Annotated in this window: 25 protein-coding genes; 2 read left to right on the plus strand and 23 right to left on the minus strand. The window is 65.8% G+C overall.

Annotated elements, in window-relative coordinates; all coding sequences use genetic code 11:
* Nucleotides 1-46: 46 nt before the first annotated feature.
* The 18 genes from bioB to KHO41_RS34835 all read right to left on the minus strand — a co-directional run bounded on the left by bioB (nt 47) and on the right by KHO41_RS34835 (nt 19,087).
* On the minus strand, nt 47-1,075 hold the full coding sequence (gene bioB / locus KHO41_RS34750) for a biotin synthase BioB (RefSeq protein WP_211957763.1): 1,029 nt from the start codon (nt 1,073-1,075) through the stop codon (nt 47-49).
* Between the two features lie 14 nt (nt 1,076-1,089).
* A complete protein-coding gene (bioD, locus tag KHO41_RS34755) occupies nt 1,090-1,827 on the minus strand; it encodes a dethiobiotin synthase (protein ID WP_211957764.1) in 738 nt (245 codons plus the stop codon).
* Entirely contained in the window at nt 1,824-3,050 is a 1,227-nt protein-coding gene (gene bioF, locus KHO41_RS34760; protein WP_211957765.1) for an 8-amino-7-oxononanoate synthase, read from the minus strand. The genes bioD and bioF overlap by 4 nt, the downstream gene beginning before the upstream one ends.
* Entirely contained in the window at nt 3,040-4,458 is a 1,419-nt protein-coding gene (bioA, locus tag KHO41_RS34765) for an adenosylmethionine--8-amino-7-oxononanoate transaminase (protein ID WP_211957766.1), read from the minus strand. The genes bioF and bioA overlap by 11 nt, the downstream gene beginning before the upstream one ends.
* Nucleotides 4,459-5,560: 1,102 nt before the next feature.
* Complete coding sequence (locus KHO41_RS34770) at nt 5,561-6,466, minus strand: dienelactone hydrolase family protein (RefSeq protein ID WP_211957767.1); 906 nt, start codon at nt 6,464-6,466, stop codon at nt 5,561-5,563.
* Nucleotides 6,467-6,499: 33 nt separating this feature from the next.
* A complete protein-coding gene (locus tag KHO41_RS34775) occupies nt 6,500-8,107 on the minus strand; it encodes a carboxyl transferase domain-containing protein (protein WP_211957768.1) in 1,608 nt (535 codons plus the stop codon).
* Between the two features lie 83 nt (nt 8,108-8,190).
* Entirely contained in the window at nt 8,191-8,877 is a 687-nt protein-coding gene (locus tag KHO41_RS34780; RefSeq protein WP_211957769.1) for a glutathione S-transferase family protein, read from the minus strand.
* A complete protein-coding gene (locus KHO41_RS34785) occupies nt 8,874-9,305 on the minus strand; it encodes a YchJ family protein (protein WP_211957770.1) in 432 nt (143 codons plus the stop codon). Before KHO41_RS34785 ends, KHO41_RS34780 begins: the two co-directional genes overlap by 4 nt.
* Nucleotides 9,302-9,997, minus strand: a complete 696-nt coding sequence (locus KHO41_RS34790; RefSeq protein WP_211957771.1) for an HAD family hydrolase — start codon at nt 9,995-9,997, stop codon at nt 9,302-9,304. Before KHO41_RS34790 ends, KHO41_RS34785 begins: the two co-directional genes overlap by 4 nt.
* Entirely contained in the window at nt 9,994-10,653 is a 660-nt protein-coding gene (locus KHO41_RS34795; protein ID WP_211957772.1) for a 2-hydroxychromene-2-carboxylate isomerase, read from the minus strand. The genes KHO41_RS34790 and KHO41_RS34795 overlap by 4 nt, the downstream gene beginning before the upstream one ends.
* Nucleotides 10,654-10,754: 101 nt before the next feature.
* Nucleotides 10,755-11,885, minus strand: coding sequence for an acyl-CoA dehydrogenase family protein (locus KHO41_RS34800; protein WP_211957773.1), 1,131 nt, complete (start codon nt 11,883-11,885; stop codon nt 10,755-10,757).
* Nucleotides 11,886-11,918: 33 nt separating this feature from the next.
* Nucleotides 11,919-12,599, minus strand: a complete 681-nt coding sequence (locus tag KHO41_RS34805; protein ID WP_211957774.1) for an SDR family oxidoreductase — start codon at nt 12,597-12,599, stop codon at nt 11,919-11,921.
* 187 nt (nt 12,600-12,786) lie between these two features.
* Complete coding sequence (locus KHO41_RS34810) at nt 12,787-13,968, minus strand: acetyl-CoA C-acetyltransferase (protein ID WP_211957775.1); 1,182 nt, start codon at nt 13,966-13,968, stop codon at nt 12,787-12,789.
* A gap of 98 nt (nt 13,969-14,066) precedes the next feature.
* Nucleotides 14,067-14,738, minus strand: coding sequence for a carbonate dehydratase (gene can / locus KHO41_RS34815; protein WP_211957776.1), 672 nt, complete (start codon nt 14,736-14,738; stop codon nt 14,067-14,069).
* Nucleotides 14,735-16,561 (minus strand): bifunctional isocitrate dehydrogenase kinase/phosphatase, encoded by a 1,827-nt coding sequence (gene aceK, locus KHO41_RS34820; RefSeq protein WP_211957777.1) that lies wholly within the window; start codon nt 16,559-16,561, stop codon nt 14,735-14,737. The genes can and aceK overlap by 4 nt, the downstream gene beginning before the upstream one ends.
* 273 nt (nt 16,562-16,834) lie before the next feature.
* Nucleotides 16,835-18,016 (minus strand): isovaleryl-CoA dehydrogenase, encoded by a 1,182-nt coding sequence (locus tag KHO41_RS34825; protein ID WP_211957778.1) that lies wholly within the window; start codon nt 18,014-18,016, stop codon nt 16,835-16,837.
* Nucleotides 18,017-18,058: 42 nt separating this feature from the next.
* A complete protein-coding gene (locus KHO41_RS34830) occupies nt 18,059-18,538 on the minus strand; it encodes a PaaI family thioesterase (RefSeq protein WP_211957779.1) in 480 nt (159 codons plus the stop codon).
* A 93-nt stretch (nt 18,539-18,631) separates the two neighbouring features.
* Nucleotides 18,632-19,087, minus strand: coding sequence for a MerR family transcriptional regulator (locus tag KHO41_RS34835; protein ID WP_211957780.1), 456 nt, complete (start codon nt 19,085-19,087; stop codon nt 18,632-18,634).
* 241 nt (nt 19,088-19,328) lie between these two features.
* Between KHO41_RS34835 and KHO41_RS34840 the strand changes: the two genes are divergently transcribed.
* Nucleotides 19,329-20,405, plus strand: a complete 1,077-nt coding sequence (locus tag KHO41_RS34840) for an MBL fold metallo-hydrolase (protein ID WP_211957781.1) — start codon at nt 19,329-19,331, stop codon at nt 20,403-20,405.
* Nucleotides 20,406-20,589: 184 nt separating this feature from the next.
* Here the strand turns inward: KHO41_RS34840 and KHO41_RS34845 are convergent, their stop codons facing one another.
* The 5 genes from KHO41_RS34845 to argS form a co-directional block, all read right to left on the minus strand.
* Nucleotides 20,590-21,417, minus strand: coding sequence for a helical backbone metal receptor (locus KHO41_RS34845; protein ID WP_211957782.1), 828 nt, complete (start codon nt 21,415-21,417; stop codon nt 20,590-20,592).
* A 2-nt stretch (nt 21,418-21,419) separates the two neighbouring features.
* Entirely contained in the window at nt 21,420-22,217 is a 798-nt protein-coding gene (locus KHO41_RS34850) for an SDR family oxidoreductase (protein ID WP_211957783.1), read from the minus strand.
* A 67-nt stretch (nt 22,218-22,284) separates the two neighbouring features.
* Nucleotides 22,285-22,920: a thiol:disulfide interchange protein DsbA/DsbL gene (locus KHO41_RS34855; RefSeq protein WP_211957784.1), complete on the minus strand. Its 636-nt coding sequence runs from the start codon at nt 22,918-22,920 to the stop codon at nt 22,285-22,287.
* A 103-nt stretch (nt 22,921-23,023) separates the two neighbouring features.
* Nucleotides 23,024-23,812, minus strand: coding sequence for an SPOR domain-containing protein (locus KHO41_RS34860; RefSeq protein ID WP_211957785.1), 789 nt, complete (start codon nt 23,810-23,812; stop codon nt 23,024-23,026).
* Between the two features lie 126 nt (nt 23,813-23,938).
* Nucleotides 23,939-25,726, minus strand: coding sequence for an arginine--tRNA ligase (gene argS, locus KHO41_RS34865; RefSeq protein WP_211957786.1), 1,788 nt, complete (start codon nt 25,724-25,726; stop codon nt 23,939-23,941).
* Between the two features lie 273 nt (nt 25,727-25,999).
* Here argS and KHO41_RS34870 point away from each other — a divergent pair, with 273 nt between their 5' ends.
* Entirely contained in the window at nt 26,000-26,317 is a 318-nt protein-coding gene (locus KHO41_RS34870; protein WP_211957787.1) for a DUF1840 domain-containing protein, read from the plus strand.
* Nucleotides 26,318-26,596 lie beyond the last annotated feature (279 nt).

The following is a 26,596-nucleotide window of genomic DNA, read 5'->3' on the forward strand; positions in this document are numbered from 1 at the left end:
CGGGATCTTACGGCGGGGAGCTCCTCACGTGGAGATTTCTTAACTATTAGCCCGCGTAGCCTTCCGCACGGATGTCCAGGCGGGCCAGCAGCGCGCGGTCGCGGTCCGCCTGCGGGTTGCCCGTGGTCAGCAGCTTTTCGCCGTAGAAGATGGAATTGGCGCCGGCCATGAAGCACAGCGCCTGCAGCGCCTCGTCCATCGCCTCGCGGCCGGCGGACAGGCGCACCATCGCGCCCGGCATCGTGATGCGGGCCACGGCGATCGTACGGACAAACTCGAACGGGTCCAGCGCCTCGGTACCGGCCAGCGGCGTGCCTTCGACCTGCACCAGGTTGTTGATGGGCACCGATTCCGGATACGGGTCCATATTGGCAAGCTGCGCGATCAGCCCGGCGCGTGCCTCGCGCGATTCGCCCATGCCGACGATGCCGCCGCAGCAGACGTTGATGCCGGCGTCGCGCACATGGCCGATGGTATCGAGCCGGTCCTGATAGGTGCGCGTGGTGATGATCTTGCCGTAGAACTCGGGCGAGGTATCCAGGTTGTGGTTGTAATAATCCAGGCCCGCGTCCTTCAGCTGCTGGGCCTGCTCGGCCTTCAGCATGCCGAGCGTGACGCAGGTCTCCAGGCCCATCGCCTTGACCTCGCGCACCATGTCCATGACCGGCTCCAGGTGGCGGTCCTTGGGGCTGCGCCAGGCGGCGCCCATGCAGAAGCGCGTGGCGCCGTTGGCCTTGGCGGCGCGGGCGGCGTCGAGCACTTCATCGAGCGCCATCAGCTTCTCGGCCTTGACGCCGGCGTCGTGGTGCGCGCTTTGCGGGCAGTAGCCGCAATCCTCCTCGCAGCCGCCGGTCTTGATCGACAGCAGCGTGGACAGCTGCACGGTGTTGGCGTCGAAGTTCTCGCGGTGCACCTGCTGCGCACGGAACAGCAGGTCGTTGAACGGCAGCGCGAACAGCGCGGCCACGTCGTCGACGCGCCAACGCGCGTCGTCAGGCAGTGCATGGCTGTTGCGCGCGGTCTGGCGCAGGGCTTCGGCGGAGATGGTGGCGACGGTTTGAGCGGCTTGGGTCATGGTCAGCTTCTGGTTTATGCGGCGAGGCTTGTGGCCTCGGCCTGGTATTGGGGGGAATGGGCAAGCAGCGGCGCGAGGTCGAGACGTGTCGCAGCATCGGCCGGCGCCAGTTGCCACGGCAGTTCGCCAAGGCACGGTGCGTCGAGCGCGTCGTGCAGCGTGGCGATGTTCTCGTCGGCCAGCAGCATGTCGGGATCGACGCGGTTGGCAATCCAGCCGGCCAGCGTCAGGCCGCGCGCGCGGATGGCTTCGGCGGTCAGCACGGCGTGGTTGAGGCAACCGAGGCGGATGCCCACCACCATGACGACCGGCAGCGCCAGCATCTCGGCAAGGTCTGCCGTGCTCCAGCGCTCCGCGCCGGTATCGAGCGGCACATGGAAGCCACCGACACCTTCGACCACGACGGCATCGGCCTGCTCGCGCAACGCGTCGAACGCATGGCGGATCGGCGCACGCGTGATGCGCACGCCTTCCTGCGCGGCCGCCAGATGCGGCGAGCATGGCGTGCGCATCAAGAACGGGCAGGTCTGCGCCAGCGGCACCGCAACGGAACTGGCGGCACGCAGCGCGGCCACATCATCGTTGTGCCAGTGGTCGCCGCGCCATTCGCTGCCGCTGGCCACGGGTTTCATGCCGACGGCGGCATAGCCGGCCGCGTGCAGCGCATGCAGCAGCGTGGCGCTGGCGTGGGTCTTGCCGACCCCGGTGTCGGTGCCGGTGACGAAACACTGGAACTTGACAGGCTGGCTCATGCGGCCTCCCGCTTCGCTTCGGCCGGCACCGCGTCTGCCAGCACGCCGACGAGGCGCTGCACGTCCGCCGACGTATGCGTGGCCGACAGCGTGATGCGCAGCCGCGCTGTTCCAACGGGCACCGTGGGCGGCCGGATTGCGCCAACGCGGATGCCTTCGGCCTCCAGCCGCGCCGCCAATGCCAGCGAGACAGCGTTGTCGCCGACGATCAGCGGCTGCACGGCGGTGGCACTGTCGCCGAGCTGCCATCCGGCCGCTGCTGCCAGTGGCGCGAGGCCGGCGCGCAGTTCTGCGATCAGCCGGTTCAGGTTGGCCCGGCGCTGCCGGCCCTCCTCGCCTTCGATGATTGCAAGGCTCGCCATCAGCGCATGCGCAACCGCCGGCGGCGCGGCCGTGGTGTAGATGTAGGGCCGGGCGGTGTTGACCAGATGTTCGATGATGGTCTCGTGCGCGGCGACGAACGCTCCGGCCACGCCGGCGGCCTTGCCGAGCGTGCCGATGTAGATCAAGCGCTCCGAGTTCAGCCCCAGCGCCTGCAGCACGCCATGGCCATCGTCGCCGAGCACGCCGAAGCCATGCGCATCGTCGACGATGATCCACGCGTCATGGCGCTCGGCCAGTGCGAGCAGTTCCGCCAGCGGCGCCACGTCGCCGTCCATGCTGAACACGCTGTCGGTGACGATCAGCTTGAGCGGACTGGAACTGGCCGTCAGCAGCGCGTCCAGCGCGGCGGCGTTGCAGTGCGGGTAGCGCTGTACATCGGCGCGCGCAAGGAGTGCGCCATCGATCAGCGAGGCATGGTTCAGCTTTTCACAGAACAGCGTCGCGCCCGCGGTGCCCAGCGCCGTCAGCACGGCCATATTGGCCATGTAGCCGGTGCAGAAGTACAGCGTGCGCGCTTGCGGAATGTACGGCGCAAACCAGCGCGCGAGTTCCTCTTCGAGCCGCGCATGCGCGAGCGAATGGCCGCTGACCAGGTGCGAGGCACCGCTGCCGGCGCCGTAGAGCCGTGCGCCTTCGGCGAGCGCGGCTACAACGTCGGGATGATTGGCGAGCCCCATGTAGTCATTGCTGCAGAACGTCAGCAGCGGCTGCGGCGATGGCGCGTCCACCGGGCCCACGGACTGGTGCGGCGCGCATGCGGAATGCGCAATGCGGCGCCGGCGCGTGAGCGCGCGGGCCTGGCGTTCGTCCGCGGCGCGGCGCAGTTGTTCAAGCAGCATGGCGAACCTCCTTGGCGGCCTCGGCGTTGCCGAGCACATCGTCCAGCGTGGCCTGCAGTTGCGTGGCCAGCCAGCGCGCCTGTTCGGCATCGAATACGTAGGGCGGCATCACGTACAGCGTGTTGCCGATCGGCCGCACCAGCAGTTCGCGCGCGCGTGCGGCCAGGTGGAAGCGCCCGGCGAAGCCTTCACCGGCCAGCTCGTCGCGGACATCGACGGCCCAGATCAACCCGCGCTGGCGCATGCGGTGCAGGCGCGCGTCGCTGGCGAACGGCTCCATGGCATCCGCCAGCCATTGCGCGCGCGCGCGATTCTGCGCAATAACGTCCTCCTGCACGAACAGGTCGAGCGTCGCCACGGCGGCGCGGCACGCGAGCGGGTTGCCGGTATAGGAATGCGAATGCAGGAAGCTGCGTGCGAGTTCATCGGCAATGAAGGCGCGCTGGATTTCCGGGCGCGACAGCACCAGTGACAGCGGCAGATAGCCACCGCTGATGCCCTTGGACAGGCACAGGAAATCGGGCCATGCATGCGCGGGCAGCGGCTGGTCCGCATCGCGGCATTGCTCCCACGCGAAGAACGTGCCGGTGCGCCCGCAGCCGACCGCGATCTCGTCGGCGATCAGGTGGACGCGGTAGCGATCGCACAGCGCACGTGCGCCTTCGAGGTAGGACGGGTCGTACATGGCCATGCCGGCCGCGCACTGCACGAGCGGCTCGACGATCATGGCGGCGATCTGGCCTGCGCGTTCGCGCAGCAACGTCTCGAGCGCGGCCAGTGCGCGCGTGGCGACGTCGGCAGCGGTCTCGCCATCGGCGGCCTGGCGTGCATCGGGCGACATCACTACGTGCGCACGGCGGATCAGCGGGTCATAGGCATCGCGGAAGACGTCCAGGTCCGTCACGCCGAGCGCCCCCACGGTTTCGCCGTGGTAGCCGTTAGCCAGGCAGACGAACTCGCGCTTGGCTGGCAGGCCCGTGTTGCGCCAGTAGTGGAAGCTCATCTTGAGCGCGATTTCCACGGCGGACGCGCCGTCCGAAGCGTAGAACGCGTGGCCGAGCGCGCCGCCAGTCAGCGCGGTGAGGCGCTCGGCCAACTCGACAGCCGGCGCATGGGTGCAGCCGGCGAGCATGACGTGCTCAAGCGTCTGGAGCTGGTCCGCCAGCGCGGCGTTGATCTTCGGGTTGGCGTGGCCGAACAGGTTGACCCACCAGGAGCTGGTGGCGTCGAAATAGCGGTGGCCGTCGGCGTCATGGAGCCAGGGGCCCTCGCCACGGACGATGGCGAGCGGCATGCCGGTGTCGTCGGGGCGCAGGCGTGTGCAGGGGTGCCAGACGGCGTGCTTGCTGCGCTGGCCCAGGGAATCGCTGGCGCCAGCCGGCAAGGCATGCAGGGACTGTTTTTCCAAGGGAGTCCTCCTTTGTTGGCCAATCTGCGATGCGTGCTTGGCTGCGCCGCGGAATGGTTCGGGAGGATCATGTTAGGAATGTATGTTTGGGGTTGGCAATGGAGGCTGTTTTTTTGAATTGGCTGCTTGTTGACGTGACTTAGGCTGATTTCGCACGGTGAAGACCCCATCTTGAGGGCAGCGTGTCGCTATCTTCACGTAAAATTTTCTTTTGGCGGGGGTCGGTGATTTTGCTGGCGGAGCCGGAGGGGGTTTTGTGGTTGGGAATGGGGTGTCGTTCTTGGCTGGCGCGGCTGTTTCGCCGGCGTAGCCGGCGGGTTTTGGTTGAGACCGAGGTGTCGCTCTTGGCCAGCGGCGCCGTTTCGCCGGCGTAGCCGGCGAGTCACTTTTTGTCCGAGCGACAAAAAGTAACCAAAAAGCGCGTCGTTGCCGCTGGCCATCAATTCCACGGTGGCAGTCGTTCAAACGGCTTTGGACGCCAGCGATGGTGGTCGGCCGTTCCAACCTGCTACGCCATGTGAGTCAGAACCTGTGCCTCGCGCGGCACGACTTTTGGACGATCCCCAAGACGGACTCGGGTACAGCGTTTCAACCAGATCAGTGGTGGGACGCCTTCGGCTGCGCTGCGCGCACGGCGTCGTCTGGGTGCAAGCTCATCAGCGTCGCCGGCGCCCGAGTCCCAATTTCCTATCTCTGCGCGCATGCAAGCGCGGCATCTTCACCCGGGCCTGGTTTGCCCTGGGCCTGCGTGCTCAGACTAGGGCTCTGCGCGCAGCGCAGCCGAAGGCGATCACACGATGCCGTTGGCAGCAGGGGCCACGGTCGCTTGCAGGGCTCGTTCAATCAGCGCTGTAATTCTGACCACGGTCGTGCCCCACGCGGCAGGCAGCGTGACTGACTCTGAAGCCCATACCCGTACAACACCCCCAGCACACTACGATAAAAATTCGCCCCTTTGGGGCAACCAAAACGCGTTTTTGGTTACTTTTGTCGCTCGGACAAAAGTGACTCGCCGGCTACGCCGGCGAAACAGCCACGCCTGCCAAGAACGATAAAGCCCCCCAAACACCAGTCCGTTCAGCCCAACATCATCAACAACCAATCAAGACCCACTATCAAACGGCAACCCCAGCGACCGAAAAAAAGCACCAACTTCCGGCAGCCAGATGGGAATGCCCTCGCGCGCGCTGAACAGCCGATGCGAATCCCCACCGAACTCGCCGACATCGACCATGCGCGCTTTCGCGGCCGGACCTTTCGCATTGGCCTTGTACGCATTGAACATGCGATCAGGCAGCGGCGCTGGCCAATAGCTGTCGTTGTCCCCATAGATCCACAGCGAAGGATAGCGCGCGTCCTTGCCATAGTCGCCGAAGGTCTCGATCAGCTTGTCTTCCCAGTCCACACAACTCAGGTTGCGCAGGCCGCCGGCGAAGTTGACTACGCCCAGCACGCCGGGATAGGAGATCGTGCTGAACGCCATGGTCGTCAGGCCGCCGTGCGACTGGCCGATTACCACGATGCGGTCCTTGTCGACATAAGGCTGGTTGACCATGTAGTCCAGCGCGGCCACCACGTCCTCGGCCTGCTGCTGGCCGTTGATCTCGATGTTGCAACTGCCGCCGATGTAAGGCCCGCCCGAGCGCGCGAAGCCCTGGCGCATCGGTAGCACCACGACGTACCCGCGGCGCAGGAACTCGACTGTCTGCGCCGGGAAGCGCGCACGGCCCTGGAACGCCGGCTTGCCGGGCGCCTTGCCGTGGTTGATCACCACGAGCGGAAACGGGCCATCGCCGGTCGGGCGGAATACCGTGGCTTCCAGGTCGATGCTGAACGGCGAAGCCGCCTTGGGCACGAGTACCACCTGCTCCGAAAAACGCACGCGCGCTGACGGGGCCGCCGGTGTCGTGCCCGGAGGCTGCGCCTGCGCCACGGTCTGCGCATACAACAGCAGACCGATGACCGGCAGCAGGGAAAGACATCGAAACAGCAAAGCAGGACAACCCATGACAATCGCGAGAGGCGTGTATTTCAGACGCCCTTACATGCGGAACACGCCAAACTTCATATCGTCGATCGGCGCATTCAGGCTCGCCGACAGGCCCAGTCCAAGCACCGTGCGCGTCTGCGCAGGGTCGATCACGCCGTCGTCCCACAGCCGCGCGCTCGCGTAGTACGGGTGGCCCTGGTGCTCGTACTGGTCGCGGATCGGCTGCTTGAACGCCTCTTCTTCCTCCGCACTCCACTTGCCGCCCTTGGCCTCGATGCCGTCGCGGCGCACCGTGGCCAGCACGCTGGCCGCCTGCTCGCCGCCCATCACGGAGATGCGCGCATTCGGCCACATCCACAGGAAGCGCGGCGAATACGCACGGCCGCACATGCCGTAGTTGCCCGCACCGAATGAGCCGCCGATGATCACCGTGAACTTCGGCACTTGTGCCGTGGCCACTGCCGTCACCATCTTGGCACCGTTGCGTGCGATGCCCTCGTTCTCGTACTTGCGGCCCACCATGAAGCCCGTGATGTTCTGCAGGAACACGAGCGGAATCTTGCGCTGGCAGCACAGCTCGATGAAGTGCGCGCCCTTGAGCGCCGACTCCGAGAACAGGATGCCGTTGTTGGCAATGATGCCGACCGGATAACCCCAGATGCGCGCGAAGCCGCAGACCAGCGTGGTGCCGTAGCGCGCCTTGAACTCGTCGAATTCGGAGCCATCGACGATGCGCGCGATGACTTCGCGTACATCGAACGGCTTGCGCGTATCGGTCGGGATCACGCCGTACAGTTCTTCGACCGGGTACAGCGGATCGGCCGGCTCATGCAGGCGGATCTGGTCAGGCTTGCGGCGGTTCAGGTGCTGCACGATGTTTCGGGCCAGCGACAGCGCGTGGTGATCGTTCTGCGCGAAGTAGTCGGCAACGCCCGACAGACGCGTATGCACATCGGCGCCGCCGAGGTCTTCGGCAGTGACTTCCTCCCCCGTGGCTGCCTTCACCAGCGGCGGACCGCCGAGGAAAATCGTGCCCTGGTTCTTCACGATGATCGACTCATCGCTCATTGCCGGCACATACGCGCCACCGGCCGTGCACGAGCCCATCACCACCGCGATTTGCGGAATGCCCTGCTTGGACAGGTTGGCCTGGTTGTAGAAGATACGGCCGAAGTGATCGCGGTCGGGGAACACATCGTCCTGGTTCGGCAGGTTCGCACCGCCCGAGTCGACCAGATAGATGCACGGCAGGTTGTTCTGCTCGGCGATCTCCTGCGCGCGCACGTGCTTCTTGACCGTCATCGGGTAGTACGTGCCGCCCTTGACGGTGGCGTCGTTGCAGACGATCACGCATTCCTGCCCGGCCACGCGGCCGATGCCGGTGATGATGCCCGCGCCCGGCGCGGCGTTATCGTACATGTCGTACGCGGCGAGCTGCGACAGCTCCAGGAACGGCGTGCCCGGGTCCAGCAATTGCTGCACGCGATCACGCGGCAGCAGCTTGCCGCGCGACAGGTGCTTGTCGCGCGCGGCATCGCCACCGCCTTCGGCGAGCTTGGCGACCTTGGCCTTGAGGTCGGCGACCAGCGCCCGCATGGCTTCGGCATTCGACTTGAACGATTCGGAGCGCGCGTTGAGTTTGGTTTCCAGCGTGGGCATGTTGAGGTCTCTTCCCCGGTTTGTTCCCGGTCTCTTGCCGCTTGGTCTCGGAATCTTTGCTTGAGGTTCGCCGCTGGCAGGCGTCAGCCGCTGCGCTTGGGCAGCGGATGTCCCGGCATCAGGTCATACGGGTGCTTCCATCCCGGCAGCTCGCGCATGCGCTCCGTCCAGGCGTGGATGTGCGGGTACTCCTTGCGCCAGTGCACGCCGATCTCGTCATCGAAGAACACATAGCCCGCAAGCGAGAAGTCGGCGATGGTCGGGTGGTCGCCCACCACGAAGCTGCGGCCGGCCAGTTGCGCGTTCAGCACGCTCCACGCGCCTTCGCAGCGTGCGCGGAAGAACTGCACCACAGTCGGGTCCGGCGCCGAGGCAAACGCGCGCAGGAAACGGTAGGTGGCGGTGTACGACGTGAACTTGTGGTTGTCGAACAGCAGCCAGCGCAGGACCTCGGCGCGCTCGGCCTCGCTCGCAGCGCCGTAGGCATCCAGGCGCGATGTGAGCGTTTCCAGGATCACGCCGGACTGCGTCAGGCGCTGCCCGCCGAACTCCAGCACTGGCACCTCGCCCATCACGTTGATGGCGCGGTATTCCGGCGTGCGGGTCTCGCCATTGAAGAAATCGACGAAGCGTGGCTGCCACAGCTTGCGGCCGCGCTGCACGCCGACGGTTTCCAGCAGCAGCGCCGCCTTGTAGGCATTGCCGGACTGGGCAAAGCAGTACAGCAGATACTCCGGCGCGTCGCCGGATGCCTTCGCTTCGGTGCTCATGATGCCTCCCCGATCATGTCGCCATCCACATAGAGCCACACCGGCGTCTCGCCGGCCGCGCGCGGCTCGCGCACGAACCGGCTGCGCTCATGCAGCCGCCAGGCGCGTCCGCCCACCTTGTAGCGCGCCACGAATTCGACTTCCGCGTGCGTATCGTCCTGCTGGGAATGGGCCTTGATCGTCAGGCCCAGCCAGCGCGTGCTCGTGTCCGGCAACAGGTCGGCCGGGCACGTGGACGGATGCCAGGTCTGCCGGAGCCAGTCCATATTGTCCATGACGTACGCGGTATAGCGCGAGCGCATCAGCGCCTCGGCATTGGGCGGCACGGCGTCGCCGCGGTGATAGCGGCCGCAACACGCGGCATAGTCCGCACCCACGCCGCAGGGGCATGGCGCGGGCGTGGCGCGAGGCGGTCGCTTTGCACTCATCCGAGCAGCTCCGCCAGTTCGCGCATGTCGGTGAACAGGTGATGGGCGCCGGCTTCGCGCAGCATGGCGGCATCATTGCGCGCCGCGTAGCCGAACACGGTCATGCCCGCAGCCACGCCGGCGGTGATGCCGGCCGGGCTGTCTTCGATCACCGCGCAGCGCGACGGCTCCACGCCCATGGTGCGCGCCGCGAGCAGGTACACGTCCGGCGCGGGCTTGCTGCGCTCCACTTCGGTGGCCGAGAAGATATGCTCGCGCTCGTCTTGCTGGAACAACTCCACCAGGCCCGTGCGCGTGAGCTGCAGCTTGACCTTGATGCGGTCCGCGCCCGATGCCACGCACACCGGCATGCCGGTCGCGGCAATCGCGGCCACCGCTTCGCGCACGTAGGGCACGCTCTGCACTTCGGCCTCGAGCACCTGGTTGCGCCGCACCAGCCAGTGCGACAACCAGTTTTCGGGCAGCGGCGCGCCGCGCATACGCTCGATGTTGCCGAGTTCCTCGCGCACCGCGCGCCCCAGGAACATCTTGGTCGAATCCTCGAGCGAGATGGCGATGCCAAGCTCGTTGAGCATTTCGTTGAGGACGCGGTTGACGATGGGTTCGCTGTCGACGAGCACGCCGTCGCAGTCGAAGATCACACAGTCGAAACGCGAGGATGGGCTTTGTGTGGCCCGGTCTGCTGCAGTCATGCGGGTTTCTTTTCCTTGTTGCTGTCCACGCTGGTCACGGCGCGCAGCTCGGTCTGGCGGCCGCGTTTCAGGTGGTCTTCAATCTGGTTGAATCGGTCGAAGCCCCAGAACGGTTCGCCGTCGATGATGACGAAGGGCGAGCCAAACACGCCCTTGGCCATGGCAACTTCAACCTCTGCCTTGAGCTGGTCCTTGATCTGGTAGCTGGTGGCGCCGGCGTCCATGGCATGCACGTCCACGCCGAGCGGCTCGGCCAGCTTCGAAATCTCTGCGGGCTCGGCGATATTGATGTCGTCCACGAACAGCGCGTGGTAGACCGACTTCGCAAACGCCGTGGCAACATCGGCGCCATGATTGTTCTGCAGCCACAGCATGGCACGCGCGGCATGCGTGGTCGGCAGCGGGAAGTGCGTCGGGCGCTTGTACTCGATGTCGTGAAAGCGCGCGGTGCGCTCGAAGTCGCGCCAGCAGTACTCGCCCTTGAGCGGGATCTGCGGCAGCGGCGACGAGCCGGTCGTCTTGAACACCACGCCGAGCAGGATCGGATGCCAGGCCACGAAGCGGCCGTACTTCTGTGCCAGTTCGTCGATGCGCGTGCTGGCGAAGTAGCCATACGGCGACGAGAAGTCAAAGTAGAAGTCGATCGCAGCGGTCATGTACGGGGGCCCTCTGTCGTGAGTTGGATGGCTTGGGGAAGCCTCCAGGACGCCTGGCCGTGCTTCCCAAGCCCCATGGTACGCGTGTCGGCGCCCCGCGGCTACGCCAGCGCGCGGGCGATCAGGATCTTCTGGATATCGCTGGTGCCTTCGTAGATCTGGCACACGCGCACATCGCGGTAGATGCGCTCGACCGGGAAGTCGCTGACATAGCCATAGCCGCCGAACACCTGGATCGCGTCGGAACAGACCTTCTCGGCCATCTCGCTGGCAAAGAGCTTGGCCATGGCAGCTTCCTTCAGGCACGGCCGGCCGGCATCCTTGAGCGAGGCGGCATGCCAGACCATCTGGCGCGCGACGTCGATGCGCGTTGCCATATCCGCCAGACGGAATTGCACGGCCTGATGCTGGAACAGCGGCTGGCCAAAGCTCTCGCGCTCCTTGGCGTAGGCCAGCGCCGCGTCGAACGCCGCACGCGCCATGCCGATACTTTGCGAGGCAATGCCGATGCGCCCGCCTTCGAGCCCCGACAGCGCCATCTTGTAGCCCGCGCCCTCGTCGCCGAGCATGTTGGCAGCCGGTATGCGGCAATCCTCGAACACGATCTGCGCGGTATCCGACGAATGCTGGCCGAGCTTGTCCTCCAGGCGCGCGACGATGTAGCCGGGCGTATTCGTCGGCACCAGGAACGCGCTGATGCCGCGCTTGCCGGCGGCCTTGTCGGTCACCGCCATGACGATGGCCACGTCGGCGTGCTGGCCACTGGTGATGAACTGCTTCACACCGTTGAGCACGTATTGGTCGCCATCGCGCACGGCGGTCGTGCGCAATGCCGAGGCATCCGAGCCCACATGCGGCTCGGTCAGGCAGAACGCGCCGAGCATCTCGCCGCGCGCGAGCGGCACCAGCCACTGCTGCTTCTGCGCTTCATTGGCGAACGCCATCATCATGCTGCACACGGGGCAGTTGTTGACGCTGATGACGGTCGACGTGCCGCCATCGCCCGCTGCGATCTCTTCGAGGATCAGCGCCAGAGAGAGATAGTCCAGCCCGGCGCCACCGTAGGCTTCCGGCACGGCCACGCCGTAGGCGCCGAGCCCGGCCAGCTCGCGGTGCACGTCTTTCGGGAAGGTCTTGTCGCGGTCCCACTGCGCGGCCTGCGGCGCGATCACTTCCTGCGCGAACTGGCGCACGGCGTCGCGAATCATTTCCTGTTCGGATGTCAGCAGCATGTCGTGTCTTTGTCAGGTGAGTCCGGCCCGCGCTTACCAGGGGATCGGGGTGCCGTCGTAATTGAAGAAGCTGCCGTTGTCCCGGTGCTTGGCGCCCGCCAGCACCTGGCGCAGGCCCTTCACGCTCTGCTGCGGCGTGATGTCGGCGCCCTTGCCACCCATGTCGGTCTGCACCCAGCCCGGATGCAGCGCCACGCACGTAGCATGGCGCGCGTCGAGCGCCACCGACTTGAGCGCCGCGTTGACGCCGGCCTTGCTCACGCGATACAGCCAGCTGCCGTTGCTGTCCATGGAGCTGATGCTGCCCATGCGCGACGACAGTACCGCCAGCACGCCACCATGGCCGCCCTGTCCGGTTTCGACGTAGGGCAGCACCAGCGGCAGCGCCATCATCGGGCCGAGCACGTTCACGTGCATTACGCGGTCGAAATCTTCGCGCGTGACCGGTTGCGCGCCTTCGGTGCGCGGGCCGAGCACGCCGGCGTTGTAGATGGCGACATCGAGCGACTCGCCGTCGAGCTTCCAGCCCAGGCCGGCCACAGCACCGGGGTCGGTCAGGTCGGCCTGGTGCGCTTCGGCGCCGAGCGCCTTCAGCGCCGCGACGCCTTCGGGCGTACGCGCCGCCGCGATGACGCGCCAGCCATCGGCTCGGTACTGGCGTACGAATTCAAGGCCGATGCCGCGCGAGGCACCGAGGATGAGTGCGGTTGGCAAGGGTGGGCTCCTAAGGCAAGGTTCAACTGATCGGGGTGTCTGGCGCCCTCTCCCATTTATGGGAGAGGGGTTGGGGGAGAGGGCCGGCGTGTCTCGATGCGCAGGACGGCAACTTCGTGGCAGCTCCTGCCCTCTCGCCCGGCCCCTCTCCCGCAAGCGGGAGAGGGGAGAAACATGGAGGATCGGATTAGACGATCTCGATACCAACCGCCGTCGCCTCGCCCCCACCAATGCACAGGCTGGCGACGCCACGCTTGCCACCGGTCTTGCGCAGCGCGCCGATCAGCGTGGTCATGATGCGTGCGCCCGAGGCGCCGATCGGATGGCCCAGCGCACACGCGCCGCCGTGGATGTTCACCTTGTCGCGCGGGATCTTGAGGTCGTGCATGGCGGCCATCGGCACCACGGCGAAAGCCTCGTTGATCTCGAACAGGTCGACGCTGTCGGTAGTCCAGTCGAGCTTGCGATACAGTTTGGCCATGGCTTCGACCGGTGCGGTGGTGAACCAGCCCGGTGCCTGCGCGTGGGTGGTGTGGCCGAGCATGCGTGCGATCGGTTGCAGCCCCAGCTTCTTCGCGGTCGATTCGCGCATCATCACCAGCGCCGAGGCACCGTCGTTGATCGAGGACGACGACGCGGCGGTGATGGTGCCGTCCTTGGCGAACGCCGGCTTCAGCGACGGGATCTTGTCGGTCTTGATGCGGCGCGGGCCTTCATCGGTGTCGATGACGGTGTCGCCGCCCTTGCCCGATACGGTCACCGGTGCGATTTCCCAGCGGAAGTCGCCGGACTCGGTGGCCTGCTGCGCGCGGCGCACGCTTTCGATCGCGAAGGTGTCCTGCTGCTCGCGCGTGAAGCCGTACTTGGCGGCGCAGTCCTCGCCGAAGGTACCCATCGCGCGGCCCTTGTCGTACGCGTCTTCGAGGCCGTCGAGCATCATGTGGTCATAGATCATGCCGTGGCCGATGCGGTAGCCGCCGCGGCCTTTCGGGATCAGGTACGGCGCGTTGGTCATGCTCTCCATGCCGCCGGCAACGGCGATGTCGAACGAGCCCGCCACCAGGCCGTCATAGACGTTCATGGCTGCACGCATGCCCGAGCCGCACATCTTGTTGACCGTGGTACAGCCGACGCTGAGCGGCAGACCCGCGCCGAGCGCGGCCTGTCGTGCCGGTGCCTGGCCCTGGCCGGCCGGCAGCACGCAGCCGAACACTACTTCCTCGACCTGTTCGGGCTTGATGCCGGCGCGCTCCACCGCCGCGCGGATGGCCGCGGCGCCGAGCTGCGGCGCGGTCAGCGACGCGAATTCACCCTGAAAGGCTGCCATGGGGGTGCGGGCGGCGGAAACGATGACGATCGGGTCTTGCATGTCTGTTCTCCTGATATCGGTATGCTTCACCACCGTCGTTCCGCACGGGCACGGAAACGACGGTGTTTGACTGGATGACTACACGATGCCGCGCACGTTCAGCGGATCGAAGCCTGCGGCGGATCGCCGAACTGGCGGTAGGCCGCGGCGAGCTGCTCGTGCAGCTCGTCGTTGTTGCTTGCGGCCATGCCCAGGTCGCGCAGCAGGCCGTCGGAGACGCCATAGATCCAGCCGTGCACCGTCACAGCCTGTCCGCGCGCCCACGCGTCCTGCAGCACGGTGGTCTGGCAGATGTTGCTGACCTGCTCGATCACATTGAGCTCGCACAGGCGCGTATGCGCATCTTCCTCGCGCAGGATGGTGCCGAGATAGGCCTCGTGCTTGTCGGCCACATCGCGCACATGGCGCAGCCAGTTGTCGGCCAGGCCGATGCGCTCGCGCTTGAGCGCGACCTTCACGCCGCCGCAGCCGTAGTGGCCGACCACGGTGATGTGGCGCACCTTGAGCACTTCCACGGCGAACTGGATCACCGACAGCGCGTTCAGGTCGCTGTGCGCGATCACGTTGGCGATATTGCGGTGGACGAAGACCTCGCCCGGCGCCAGGCCCAGGATCTGGTTGGCGGGCACGCGCGAATCGGAGCAGCCGATCCACAGGTATTCGGGCGCCTGCTGGTTGGCCAGGCGCATGAAGAAGTCCGGATCTTCCGCGTTGACGCGGTCGACCCATTCGCGGTTGTTGCGGAACAGCTGGGCGATAGCGTCACTCATGCGACTCTCCTTGCGAAACTGGCGACGGGCGTGCCATGCGCGGCCGTGCCGTAGCGGTTGATGAAGCGTTCAGAAATGGGATAGGCAAAGAAGTCATGAACATGTCCGGCCAGCAGCCGGTCTTTATGGCTCTGCCACATGGCAGGGTCGAATAAATCTTCGTGATGGCGCAGGAACGCCTCGCGCACGCGCGGGTTCCCGAGCAGGAAGGTACGGAACGTCTCCGGAAAGATGTCGTGGGGGCGCACGGTGTACCAGATATCGCCCGACATTTCTTCCTCTTCATTGCGCGGCTCCGGCACGCGGCGCACATTGCAGTCGGTGAAATACTCGATCTCGTCGTAGTCGTAGAACACCACGCGGCCGTGGCGCGTCACGCCGAAGTTCTTGTACAGCATGTCGCCCGGGAAGATGTTCGCGGCGATCAGCTCCTTGATGGCATTGCCGTATTCGATGATGCCGTGCTCGAGCTGCTCGTCGGTGCCCTCCTGCAGCAAGATGTTCAGTGGCGTCATGCGGCGCTCGATGTAGACGTGGCGCACCACGATTTCCTCGCCGCCGTCCTTGCCGCGCTGGTATTCGATCATCGACGGCGCGTGGTGTTCCAGCTCGCGCACGAGGCCCTCGTCGAAGCGCGACAGCGGGAAGGCCACGTTGGAATATTCCAGCGTGTCGGCCATGCGGCCGACGCGGTCGTGCTGCTTGACGAGCTGGTACTTGGACTTGATCAGCTCGCGCGTGGTCTCCTTGGGCGCCGGGTAGAAGTCCTTGATCACCTTGAACACGTACGGGTACGACGGCAGCGTGAACACCAGCATCACCAGCCCCTTGATGCCCGGCGCGCTGATGAACTTGTCCGACGAATGCTGCAGGTGGTGCAGGAAGTCGCGGTAGAACAGGTTCTTTCCCTGCTTCTGCAAACCCAGCGAGGTATAGATTTCCGCGCGCGGCTTGCGCGGCATGATGTCGCGCAGGAAGGTCACGTAGGCCGACGGGATTTCCATGTCGACCATGAAGTACGAGTGCGTGAACGAGAACAGGATCAGCACCTGCACCTTCTTGAGCAGCACTGCGTCCAGCGTCAGGTTGCCCGACGGCCCATGCACGATCGGAATTGCAAGCGGGTACGTACGATCGCCGTTCACGATGCGGCCGATGATGAAGGCTGTCTTGTTGCGGAAGAACAGCGACGACAGCACGTGGATCTGGAAATTCGGCGCGATGCGGAAGTCGCCGAAGTGCTCCTCCACGCCGCGCACGACATGGGCGACGTCGCGGCGCAGGTCCTCGAACGGCGTTTCGAGCTGGAAGTTGTGCACGATCCGCTCGAAGCACTCGGCCATGCCCTGCCGGCTGCCGGGGTAGTAGGCGCGGAACGTGGGCTTGGTCGGCGACTCCTCGTTCTCGATGTACTCGGTCGAGATCGCCGGACGCACGAAGATGAAATCGTTGTTGAAGTACGAGCGGTGCAGCAGGCGCGTGCAGACCGAATTGAAGAACGTCTCGGCCAGCTCCGGCTGGTGGTGATTGGTCAAGAGGCCGATGTAGTGCAGCTTGACCTGCTGCCAGATCTCGTCCTCGATATTCTCGGCGTCGTACTCGTCTTCGAGGATCACGCTGGTTTCGCGCACGCGCTCGTTGTAGAACGCGATGCGGTCGCGCTGCATCTGCTGCAGGCTATGCCAGTCGCCGGCCTCGAACTTCACCTTGGCCTGGTGACTGACCTCGCGGAACAGCCGGTAATGCTTGTCGAACCCGTCCAGCATGGTCCGCGCCACGTCGAAGGCAATCTGCGAAGAGAGCAGTTTGGGGAAATGGGACATGGGACGGGTGGACGGTCGGGCGGTGGGCGGGGGCTATCGAGATTGTAAAGGGGTTTCGGGGCTTGATTTGGGGTGCGGTGTTGCGAATACCTTTCGACTTGCCGGTGATTTGCTCCCCTCTCCCGTGTGCGGGAGAGGGGTTGGGAGAGAGGGCAGGCGCCAGCCAGAATGACGGCCTTCACCCTGCGGCAACTCCTGCCCTCCCCCCCGGCCCCTCCCCCACTTCGCGGGAGGGGGAAAAAACCAGGGGCGACAAGACAGGCGCCGTCAGAATCACATCGTCTCGGCAAACAACTCCCGCCCGATCAGCATCCGGCGAATCTCCGAAGTCCCCGCCCCAATCTCATACAGCTTGGCATCGCGCCACAGCCGCCCGGCCGGGTATTCGTTGATGTAGCCGTTGCCGCCCAGGATCTGCACAGTCTCGCCCGCCATCCAGGTCGCCTTCTCGGCCGTGTACAGGATGACCGCCGCGCAATCCTTGCGCACCTGGCGCACGTGGTCGCTGCCCAGCGAATCCAGGTTCTTGCCAACCGTGTACAGGTAGCTGCGCGCCGCTTGCAGCGTGGTGTACATGTCGGCGACCTTGCCCTGGATGAGCTGGAATTCACCGATGCTCTGGCCGAACTGCTTGCGGTCGTGGATGTACGGCGTGACCACATCCATGCAAGCCTGCATGATGCCGACCGGGCCGCCCGACAGCACCGCGCGTTCGTAGTCCAGCCCGCTCATCAGCACCTTGGCGCCGCTGTTCTCGCCGCCGAGGATGTTCTCGACCGGCACCTCCACGTCCTCGAACACCAGTTCGCCCGTATGCGAGCCGCGCATGCCGAGCTTGTCCAGCTTCTGCGCGACCGAGAAGCCCTTCATGCCTTTTTCGACGATAAAGGCGGTCATGCCGCGCGCGCCGAGGTCCGGTTCGGTCTTGGCGTAGACCACGAGCACATCGCAGTCCGGGCCGTTGGTGATCCACATCTTGGTGCCGTTGAGCACGAAGCGGTCGCCCTTGAAATCGGCGCGCAGCTTCATGCTGACCACGTCGGAGCCGGCATTGGGCTCGCTCATTGCCAGCGCGCCGATCCATTCGCCCGACACCAGCTTCGGCAGGTACTTCGCCTTCTGCGCAGCGCTGCCGTTGCGGTGGATCTGATTCACGCACAGGTTCGAGTGCGCGCCATAGGACAGTCCGACCGATGCCGAGGCGCGGCTGATTTCCTCCATCGCCACCATGTGGGCCAGGTAGCCCATGTTGGCGCCGCCGTATTCTTCGGCCACGGTGATGCCAAGCACGCCGAGGTCGCCCATCTTCTTCCAGGCGTCCATCGGGAACTGGTCGGTGCGGTCGATTTCGCCCGCACGCGGCGCCAGCTCCGCCTGCGCCCAGTCGCGCACGGCACCGCGCAGCATCTCGATGTCATCGCCCAGGTCAAATCTCAGGCCAGGCAGTTCGGTCATGGTGGTCTCCTTGGGATCTTGTTGGCAGCGGTGCGGTGCGCGTCAGACGTGTCCGAGCGTACGCACGACGCAAAGGGTCATCAGCATGGTCGCCACGAGCTTGCGGCGCCCCTGCTGTTCGACGAAGACATCGCCCTGGGCCACGATCAGCGTGCGGCCGGGCTTGAGCACCCGCCCCACGGCTATCAGGCGTTCGCCCTGAGCCGGGGACAGCAGGTTGATCTTGTATTCGGCGGTCAGGCCCGCCTCGCCGTCAGCGACCAGGCTCAGCGCCGCATAGCCGCACGCGCTGTCGGCCAGCGCGCCAACCACGCCGCCGTGGAAGAAGCCATGCTGCTGGGTCACGCCTTCGGACCAGGGCATGGCGATCTCGACCTCGCCGCGTTCGACGCGGGCCAGACTTGCACCGAAGGTCGTCATCAGGCCCTGGCGGGCAAAGCTGGTGGCAATGGTGTCCGCCCGAGCCGCCGACAACTGCTCGGGCTGGGCTGGGACAGCTGCGGCTTCAAGGTCCTGCGTCATGGCGGCTCCCTAGTGAGGTTGTCCGGAGTATTCTATTGACGTTTACGTAAACGTCAATCAGTAATGGTGCGCCGACGCGCCACAAGTGCAGCATCAGGCAGGCTCATGCTTGGCCGGAGCATTGCCGTGGGCCCGCTGGGCGTCGAGCAGAGCCTTGCACTGCTTCTCATGCTGATCGATCTCGGCGAGCTGCGCCTGCAGGTCTTCGAGCTGGCTTTCGAGTGCGGCGCGGTGCCCGGCCAGCGCATCGAGGAAGCGTTCGAGCTGCGGCGCGGTGTTCCGCGGCGACTCGTAGAGATCCAGGATTTCGCGGATCTCATTGAGAGTAAGCCCCAACCTTTTGCCCCGCAGCGCGAGCTTCAGGCGGGTACGTTCGCGCCCGTTGAATACGCGCGTGCGACCGCCAGGCCCGGCGCGCTCGGGCGAGAGCAGGCCCTGGTCTTCATAAAACCGGATCGTGCGCGGCGTGACGTCGAACTCGCGCGCAAGGTCGGTGATCGTATAGGTGACCGGGCTGGCGGGGGATCCGGAAACGTGTGTGGCTGCCATGGTGCGCCCAAAGTAAGTGAACGGTCGTTCGTTGCGAAGTCAACTTTTGGCTTAAGATGGAGACGAGTCGCACGAATTGACGTTTACGTTAGCGTCAACGCCTGCGGCTGGCAACCGGCGCCTGCATGCGTGGCCGACATGGCCCGCGTGACGGCAAAGACAAGAAAGCCCCGCCTGCCCCGGGCGTGAAATAGCGTGACATCGCGCGACACGGCGCAGGGCTTCGATCACGAGACTCCTCATGAACGCACTCGAACACCAGCTCCAATACCCGTTCGCGGACACCATGCCCGAGCCCGGCGCCAAGCAGGAAGTGGCGCCCGGCGTCTACTGGCTGCGCATGCCCCTGCCCTTCGCGCTCGACCACATCAACCTGTGGCTGCTGCGCGACCGCCAGGACGGCAAAGACGGCTGGACCATCATCGACTGCGGCATCACCAACGACACCATCAAGGCGCACTGGGAAACCATCTTCGCCAACGAACTCGAAGGGCTGCCGGTGTTGCGCGTGCTGGTCACGCACAGCCACCCCGACCACGTCGGTCTGGCGCACTGGCTGTGCAAGCGCTTCGATGTGCGGCTGTGGATGAGCCTGGGCGACTACATGAGCGCGCGCGTGATGGGCAGCGGCACCGGCGCGGGCTCCAGCGCCGGCGGCGAGCTGGCGGCCGAGCACTTCGCGCGCCACGGCCTGACCGACCCGGACAGCCAGGAAAAGCTGCGCGCGCGCAAGACCTACTACCCGTCGCTGGTGCCTGACCTGCCGACGCAGTATCGCCGCCTGATGGAGGGCGATACCGTTGCCATCGGCACCGATCCGGCGACTTCCGGCTGGCGCGTGATCACCGGTTTCGGCCACTCGCCCGAGCATGTGGCGCTGTACAACGCCGCGACCAACGTGCTGATCTCCGGCGACATGGTGCTGCCGCGCATCTCGACCAATGTCAGCGTGTTCGATATGGAGCCCGAGGCCAACTCGCTGCAGCTCTATCTCGATTCGCTCAGCAAGTACGAAGGCCTGCCCGAAGACGTGCTGATCCTGCCGTCGCACGGCCGCCCCTTCCGCAACCTGCACACGCGCATCGCCCAGTTGCGCGAACACCATGTGGATCGGCTGGCCGAAACGCTCGAAGCGTGCCGCGAAAAGCCGTGCTGCGCGCACGATATCGTCAGCGTGATCTTCAAGCGCCAGTTCGACATCCACCAGATGACGTTCGCGATGGGCGAGTCGCTCGCACACCTGCATGCGCTGTGGCATCGGGGCGAGCTGGTGCGGGAAATCGGTGATGACGGTGTGATCCGCTTCCGGGCGGCTTGAGCGCCGGACACCATTCTGTTTTCTCCCCTCTCCCGCCTGCGGGAGAGGGGTTGGGGGAGAGGGCAGGCGCATGGCAAGCATGATGACGCCTCGCTTCGTGGAGACTCCGGCCCTCTCCCCCGCCCCTCTCCCGCGCGCGGGAGAGGGGAGAAAACCAGGGCGAAGTTGAAGCCCTCAGTATCAATCAGCCACCACTGGCCAGCCGCGCCAAATAACGCACCCCTTCGATGGCCCGGCTGCCGTACCACGACAGCATCTCGCCATCGACCAGCTGCACCGGCTTGCCGAGCTGGCGCTCGAGTGCGTCGGCATGGTCTTCGGTAAAGCGGTAGGGCTCGGTGGATAGCAGCACCTCGTCGAGCCCGCGCACCAGCGCGTCGTTCCAGCGGAAGCTCGGATAGCGCTCTCCCGCCGCGTTCGGCCGGCTGCAGTCGCCGTCCGCGCAAGCCTGCGGCGTATCGTCGGGCCAGGTCTGCCAGTTCACCAGCGCCAGCATGCGGCTGATATAGGTGTTGCGCGACACGGTCATCCACGGATCCTGCCAGATTGCGTAGAGCACCTTGCGCGCAGGCCATGCACGCTCGCGGATGGCATCCAATTCCGCCTGCAGCGCGGCGCACAGGCGCTCGGCCTGCGGCTGGCGCCCGAAGATGCCGCCGAGCAGCCGGTACAGCTCGAAATTGTCTTCCGGCGCGCACGGATGCGTGACGATCACGTTGGGCACGAAGGCGCGGATCTCCTCCACGGTCTCGCGGCGGTTCTCGTCGATATTGACCACCACGTGCGTGGGCGCCAGATCGCGCAGGCGGTCCAGCTTCACGTCCTTGGTACCGCCCACCTTGGCCACGGCACGCACGGCCGGTTCCGGATGAATGCAGAAACCCGTGCGCGCGACCATCTGCTCGCCCAGTTCCAGCGAAAACAGCAGCTCCGTCACCGATGGCACCAGGGAGGCGATGCGCACATCGCCGCTGGCCGCGGCATGCTGCTGGCCGATGGCGTCGCGCCACATGGTCAGTCCCCTTCGCCGCCGCGCGGCTTGCGCGGGGCGCTTGCCGCGAGCGCATCGTAGAGCCAGCGCGGCATCACGTGCATCAGCGATGCGACCACGCCCATCTGCCACGGGATCACCTTGAAGCGGCTGCCGGCGCCGATGGCCTTGGCGGCCTTGCGTGCGAACACGTCGGCATCGGTCAGGAACGGCATGCGGTACGGGTTGTGCGCGGTCATCGGCGTACGGATATAGCCGGGAGCGATGGTCACCACGCGGATGCCATGGCGGCGCTCTTCCAGCCGCAGGCTTTCCAGCAGCTTGATCACCGCGGACTTGGACGCGCTGTACGCGCCGCCGCCCGGCAGCCCGCGCACACCGGCCACGCTGGCAATGCCGACCAGCGTGCCGCGCCAGCCGCCGGCACCGGGGTCCCGGTCACGCATGGGCTGCAGGAAGGGCTGGAAGGTGGTCAGCACGCCGAACCAGTTGGTATCCATGACCATGCGGAAGGCTTCGAGGTCCTCGCGCTCGCTGGCCACCGTGCCGACCGACACGCCGGCGTTGGCGATGACCACGTCGGGCACGCCGTAGCGGCTCAGGAAGTCCTGCGCGGCCTTCGCCATGGCGTCGGCATCGCGCACATCGGCAGCATAGACGTGCACGGCGCCAGGATTGGGCAGGCTTTGGGCAAGATCGCGCAGGGCATCTTCACGCCGCGCGACGAGTCCGAGGATGGCGCCTTGCTGCGCATATTCGCGCGCCAGCGCCTGGCCGAGGCCGCTGGAGGCGCCGGTGAGGAAGACTTTCAGGGGGCGCATCGGTCTACCGGAAGCTCAAATGAAAAAAGGCCGGTACGACATCGTACCGGCCTTCGGGAAATCGCGTTCAGAGCTTCTTGTCGCGGACCTGGGTCACCAGGTAATCCATGGCCTGGATCGCGCTGGTCTTGGTGCCGGCGATGGATGGCGAAGTCACGTACTTGCCCTGGACCACCACGGTCGGCACGCCGTCGATCTTGTACGCGTCGGCGATCTTGTTCGCGCGCTGCGCGTTGGTCGTCACCGAGAACGAGTTATAGGCATCGAGGAACGCCTTGCGGTCGATGCCGTTCTTGGCCATGAAATCGGCGATCTCGTTCGGGTCCAGCATGCGCTTGCGGTCGACGTGGATCGCGTTGAAGACCTTGGTGTGCATGGCGTCCAGCTTGCCGATGGACTCCAGCGCATAGAAGATCTTCGTGTGCGGCAGCAGGTCGTCACGGAAGGCCACGGGCACGCGCTTGAAGACCACGTCCTTGCCCTGCTTCTTGACCCACGCTTCGAGTTCGGGCTCGAAATCGAAGCAGTGCGGGCAGCCGTACCAGAAGAACTCGGTGACTTCGATCTTGCCCGCCGGCACAGGCTGCGGCGCCTTCAGCACCTGGTATTCCTTGCCTTCGGCGGGCGCCGCGTGGGCGGGGGCAGTCATCAACAGGCTGCCGACAGCGGCGAACGTAGCAATCAGTGCGGCAAGTTTCTTCATCTTGGAACGGCCTTCCGGTTTGGGCGATGTTTTGGGCGATGAGCGTATGACAGCGGCGGCGGCATCCGGTTCAGCGGGCCGCCGGCTTCGTGGTTACAGCGCGTTACTGCTTGGTGAAGCGGATCACGGAGGCATCGAACCCGGCCGACTGCAACCGGTCGCGCGCCTTGTTCATGTCCTCGATGCGGGCATAGGGGCCGATGCGGACGCGGTACATCTTCACGCCGTTGACGTCACGGTCGGTAATCCGGGCTTCGAAACCCTGCATCGCCAGGTTGGCCTTCTGGCGGTCGGCGTCGTCCGACGAGCGGAACGCACCGACCTGCAGCAGGTAGCCCACCTTGTTGGCATCCGCCTGGGCGATCTCGGCAATCGGGTCCGACACCGGCTTCTCGGCTGGCTTGTTGTTGGCCACGGTCCTGTCGGCTGGCTTTTCAACCGGCTTCTCGGCAGGCTTTTCCGCCGGGCGCGCAACCGCTACGGGCGGCTGGCGGTCGCCGTTGCCGTTTCCGTTGCTATTGCCATTGCCGCTGCGGCTTTCCGGTGCCGTGGCCACGGGCGGCTGTTGCTGCGGCTGCGCTTCAGGCGCGGGCTGGCCGACCGGCTTGGCCGGCGTCTTGCTCCACAGCGGCTTGTTCGGGTCGGTCGGGCCTTCCTGCTGGGACTGCGATTGCGTGGGGCTCGGCAGGTTGCTGGTTACGTTGCCGGGTTCGCTGGGCCGGGGCGGCGCGTTCTTCTGCTGGAACGGCGCCGGCGACTTGGTGATGTACAGGGCGACCACCACGGCAATGGCCAGGCCGACGATCAGCCCGAGCACCAGGCCCAGGAACGTTCCCCCGCGCTGCTGGCTGCGGCGGGCACTGCGCGCGTCGCGCTTGCGTTGCTGTTGCATAAGTCCTCTTAGGTGTTGCCGGGAGATTATAGTGCCAGCGCCGCGCGCGGCGGCGCCGGCCACATTGCGGAGCAACACTGCCCCGCCGGCCAGCCCGATCGCACGCTGGTGCCTTGACTTCCGTGCTTACATGCGGCGCGGCGCCGAGACGCCGATCACCGCCAGGCCGTTGCGCAGCACCTGGCGCGTGGCAGCCAGCAGTGCCAGGCGGGCACGCTTGACGGCTTCGTCGTCGACCAGCACGCGGTCGGCGTTGTAGAACGCGTGGAAATCGCCAGCCAGGTCGCGCAGGTAGAACGCGACGGCGTGCGGCGCCAGTTCGCCGGCAGCGGCCGCCAGCATCTCGGGGAACTCGGCCAGGCGCTGGCCCAGTGCCAGTGCCTGCGGGCTGACGTCGGCGCCGGTCACTGCGGCCAGGTCGGTGCCGGCCAGTTCGGACAGGCGGCTTTCCCAGTCGGCGCCACCCCACGATTCGAAGATCGAGCAGATGCGCGCGTGGGCGTACTGCACGTAGTACACCGGATTCTCGTCGTTCTGCTTGAGCGCCAGGTCCACGTCGAACACGAACTCGGTGTCGGCCTTGCGCGACAGCAGGAAGAAGCGCACGGCGTCGCGCCCGCGCGTGAAGTGCTCGGGCCAGTCGGCCACGCCGGCGTCCAGGCAGCCGCGGATGGTTTCATCGCCGCCGTTGGACCACTCGATCAGGTCACGCACGGTCACGTAGGAGCCGGCGCGCTTGGAGATCTTCACCTCCTCGCCGTTCTTCATCACGGTGACCATCTTGTGCAGCACGTAGTCGGGGTAGCCCTTGGGGATGCCAATATCCAGCCCCTGCAGCCCGGCGCGCACGCGCGCGATGGTGCCGTGGTGGTCGCTGCCCTGCACGTTGATGACCTTGGTGAAGCCGCGCTCCCACTTGGTGGTGTGGTAGGCAACGTCCGGCACGAAGTAGGTGTAGGTACCGTCGGTCTTCTTCATGACCCGGTCCTTGTCGTCGCCGTCGTCGGTGGTGCGCAGCCACAGCGCGCCTTCGCTCTCGTAGGTCTTGCCCTTGCCGACCAGGCCCTGCACGGCGGCTTCGACGCGGCCGTCGGTGTACAGCGACGATTCCAGGTAGTAGCGGTCGAACTTGACGCCGAAGGCCTGCAGGTCGATGTCCTGCTCGTTGCGCAGGTAGGTCACCGCGAACTTGCGGATCGAATCGACATCTTCGGGGTTGCCCGACGCGGTCACCGGCTCGCCATCGGACGCGCTCACGGTCTTGCCGGCCAGGAAGTCGGCGGCGATGTCGCCGATGTAGTCGCCGTTGTAGGCGGCTTCGGGCCAGTTGGCGTCGCCGGGCTTGAAGCCGCGCGCGCGCGCCTGGACCGACACGGCCAGGTTCTGGATCTGCACGCCGGCGTCGTTGTAGTAGAACTCGCGGTGCACGTCATAGCCCTGCCACGACAGCAGGTTGGCCAGCGCGTCGCCAAGCGCCGCCTGGCGGCCGTGGCCGACGTGCAGCGGGCCCGTCGGGTTGGCCGAGACGAACTCGACCAGCACGTTGCCGTGCATGCCGCGCTCCTGCGCGCCGTAGCGATCGCCCTCGCTCAGCACCGCGCGCAGCACGTCGGCCTTGGCGGCCGGCGTCAGGCGCAGGTTGATAAAGCCCGGGCCGGCGATTTCCATGCCCGCGACCAGGTCCGCCGCACGCGGATCGGCCTGCACCGCCGCGACGATGCGCTGGGCCAGTTCGCGCGGATTGCTCTTGAGCGCGCGCGCCACCTGCATGGCGATGTTGCACGCCAGGTCGCCGTGGGCGGCGGCCTTCGGCCGCTCGAAGGTCACGGCGGGCAGGGCCGCATCGGCCGGCGCGAGCGCGCGCACAGCATCAGTGAACGCAGCGGCAAGATTGGAGGTCTGAACAGGCAGCATGGGTGTCGAGGCCCTGGTGGGCGGTAGTCGGGCAGGCGGTGCGTTGGGCCCGGGCGGCCACGCCGGCAATGACCGGCAGACAGCACGTGCGGAACGCCGAAGGCGGTGCGCAAGTGCGCGCCGCGCCGCGTGACCGGCAATGGAATTCGGAAACGCGGAATTTTATCAGGTGCTATGCTGACATCATGCGCGCGGCTCGCAAGAGCCACAATCCGAGCGGTTGCCCCGCCCCGGGAAACCGCCTTCTGCATGTCCGTGAAAGGAAACAACATCATGCTGATCACCTTCAAATCCCACGCCGCGCAGGACCTGATCATGATGCGAGATCTGGCCGTGACGCTCATGGGCATCATCGGCAAGCATCTTGGAGAGCGAGGGGTGATCACAGTGGAAGAACTGCCGCGCGCGATCCAGAAACTCGAAGCCGCGGTCTCCGACGCCAAGCGCACTCACCCGGCCGAAGCCGCCGTCGACGGCAAGCACGACGAAGACGAAGAAGAGCCGCTGCATCTCGGCCAGCGCGCCTATCCGTTCCTTGACATGCTGCGCGCCTCGCAGCGCGAAGGGGTGGACGTACTCTGGGGGGTCTGAGGGGATTCTGACGATGGTGTTGCGTTTTGTCGCAGCAGCGGAATGTTGCACTTAAAAAGGGTTCTTCGACGAATTTGGGGGTGTCGTTCTTGGCGGGCGCTGCTGTTTCGCCGGCGTAGCCGGCGGGTTTTGGTTGAGATCCGGATATCGCTTTTGGCCAGCGCCGCCGTTTCGCCGGCGTAGCCGGCGAGTCACTTTTTGTCCGAGCGACAAAAAGTAACCAAAAAGCGCGTCGTTGCCGCTGGCCATCAATTCCACGGCGGCAGTCGTTCAAACGGC

The organism is Cupriavidus numazuensis (assembly GCF_905397435.1).
GTDB classification, from domain to species: domain Bacteria; phylum Pseudomonadota; class Gammaproteobacteria; order Burkholderiales; family Burkholderiaceae; genus Cupriavidus; species Cupriavidus numazuensis.

Coding starts and splice junctions, on each gene's coding strand:
- bioB (WP_211957763.1), bottom strand. CDS start 1,075: ATGACCCAAGCCGCTCAAACCGTCGCCACCATCTCCGCCGAAGCCCTG.
- bioD (WP_211957764.1), bottom strand. CDS start 1,827: ATGAGCCAGCCTGTCAAGTTCCAGTGTTTCGTCACCGGCACCGACACC.
- bioF (WP_211957765.1), bottom strand. CDS start 3,050: ATGCTGCTTGAACAACTGCGCCGCGCCGCGGACGAACGCCAGGCCCGC.
- KHO41_RS34770 (WP_211957767.1), bottom strand. CDS start 6,466: ATGGGTTGTCCTGCTTTGCTGTTTCGATGTCTTTCCCTGCTGCCGGTC.
- KHO41_RS34775 (WP_211957768.1), bottom strand. CDS start 8,107: ATGCCCACGCTGGAAACCAAACTCAACGCGCGCTCCGAATCGTTCAAG.
- KHO41_RS34780 (WP_211957769.1), bottom strand. CDS start 8,877: ATGAGCACCGAAGCGAAGGCATCCGGCGACGCGCCGGAGTATCTGCTG.
- KHO41_RS34785 (WP_211957770.1), bottom strand. CDS start 9,305: ATGAGTGCAAAGCGACCGCCTCGCGCCACGCCCGCGCCATGCCCCTGC.
- KHO41_RS34790 (WP_211957771.1), bottom strand. CDS start 9,997: ATGACTGCAGCAGACCGGGCCACACAAAGCCCATCCTCGCGTTTCGAC.
- KHO41_RS34795 (WP_211957772.1), bottom strand. CDS start 10,653: ATGACCGCTGCGATCGACTTCTACTTTGACTTCTCGTCGCCGTATGGC.
- KHO41_RS34800 (WP_211957773.1), bottom strand. CDS start 11,885: ATGCTGCTGACATCCGAACAGGAAATGATTCGCGACGCCGTGCGCCAG.
- KHO41_RS34810 (WP_211957775.1), bottom strand. CDS start 13,968: ATGCAAGACCCGATCGTCATCGTTTCCGCCGCCCGCACCCCCATGGCA.
- can (WP_211957776.1), bottom strand. CDS start 14,738: ATGAGTGACGCTATCGCCCAGCTGTTCCGCAACAACCGCGAATGGGTC.
- aceK (WP_211957777.1), bottom strand. CDS start 16,561: ATGTCCCATTTCCCCAAACTGCTCTCTTCGCAGATTGCCTTCGACGTG.
- KHO41_RS34825 (WP_211957778.1), bottom strand. CDS start 18,016: ATGACCGAACTGCCTGGCCTGAGATTTGACCTGGGCGATGACATCGAG.
- KHO41_RS34830 (WP_211957779.1), bottom strand. CDS start 18,538: ATGACGCAGGACCTTGAAGCCGCAGCTGTCCCAGCCCAGCCCGAGCAG.
- KHO41_RS34835 (WP_211957780.1), bottom strand. CDS start 19,087: ATGGCAGCCACACACGTTTCCGGATCCCCCGCCAGCCCGGTCACCTAT.
- KHO41_RS34840 (WP_211957781.1), top strand. CDS start 19,329: ATGAACGCACTCGAACACCAGCTCCAATACCCGTTCGCGGACACCATG.
- KHO41_RS34845 (WP_211957782.1), bottom strand. CDS start 21,417: ATGTGGCGCGACGCCATCGGCCAGCAGCATGCCGCGGCCAGCGGCGAT.
- KHO41_RS34850 (WP_211957783.1), bottom strand. CDS start 22,217: ATGCGCCCCCTGAAAGTCTTCCTCACCGGCGCCTCCAGCGGCCTCGGC.
- KHO41_RS34855 (WP_211957784.1), bottom strand. CDS start 22,920: ATGAAGAAACTTGCCGCACTGATTGCTACGTTCGCCGCTGTCGGCAGC.
- KHO41_RS34860 (WP_211957785.1), bottom strand. CDS start 23,812: ATGCAACAGCAACGCAAGCGCGACGCGCGCAGTGCCCGCCGCAGCCAG.
- argS (WP_211957786.1), bottom strand. CDS start 25,726: ATGCTGCCTGTTCAGACCTCCAATCTTGCCGCTGCGTTCACTGATGCT.
- KHO41_RS34870 (WP_211957787.1), top strand. CDS start 26,000: ATGCTGATCACCTTCAAATCCCACGCCGCGCAGGACCTGATCATGATG.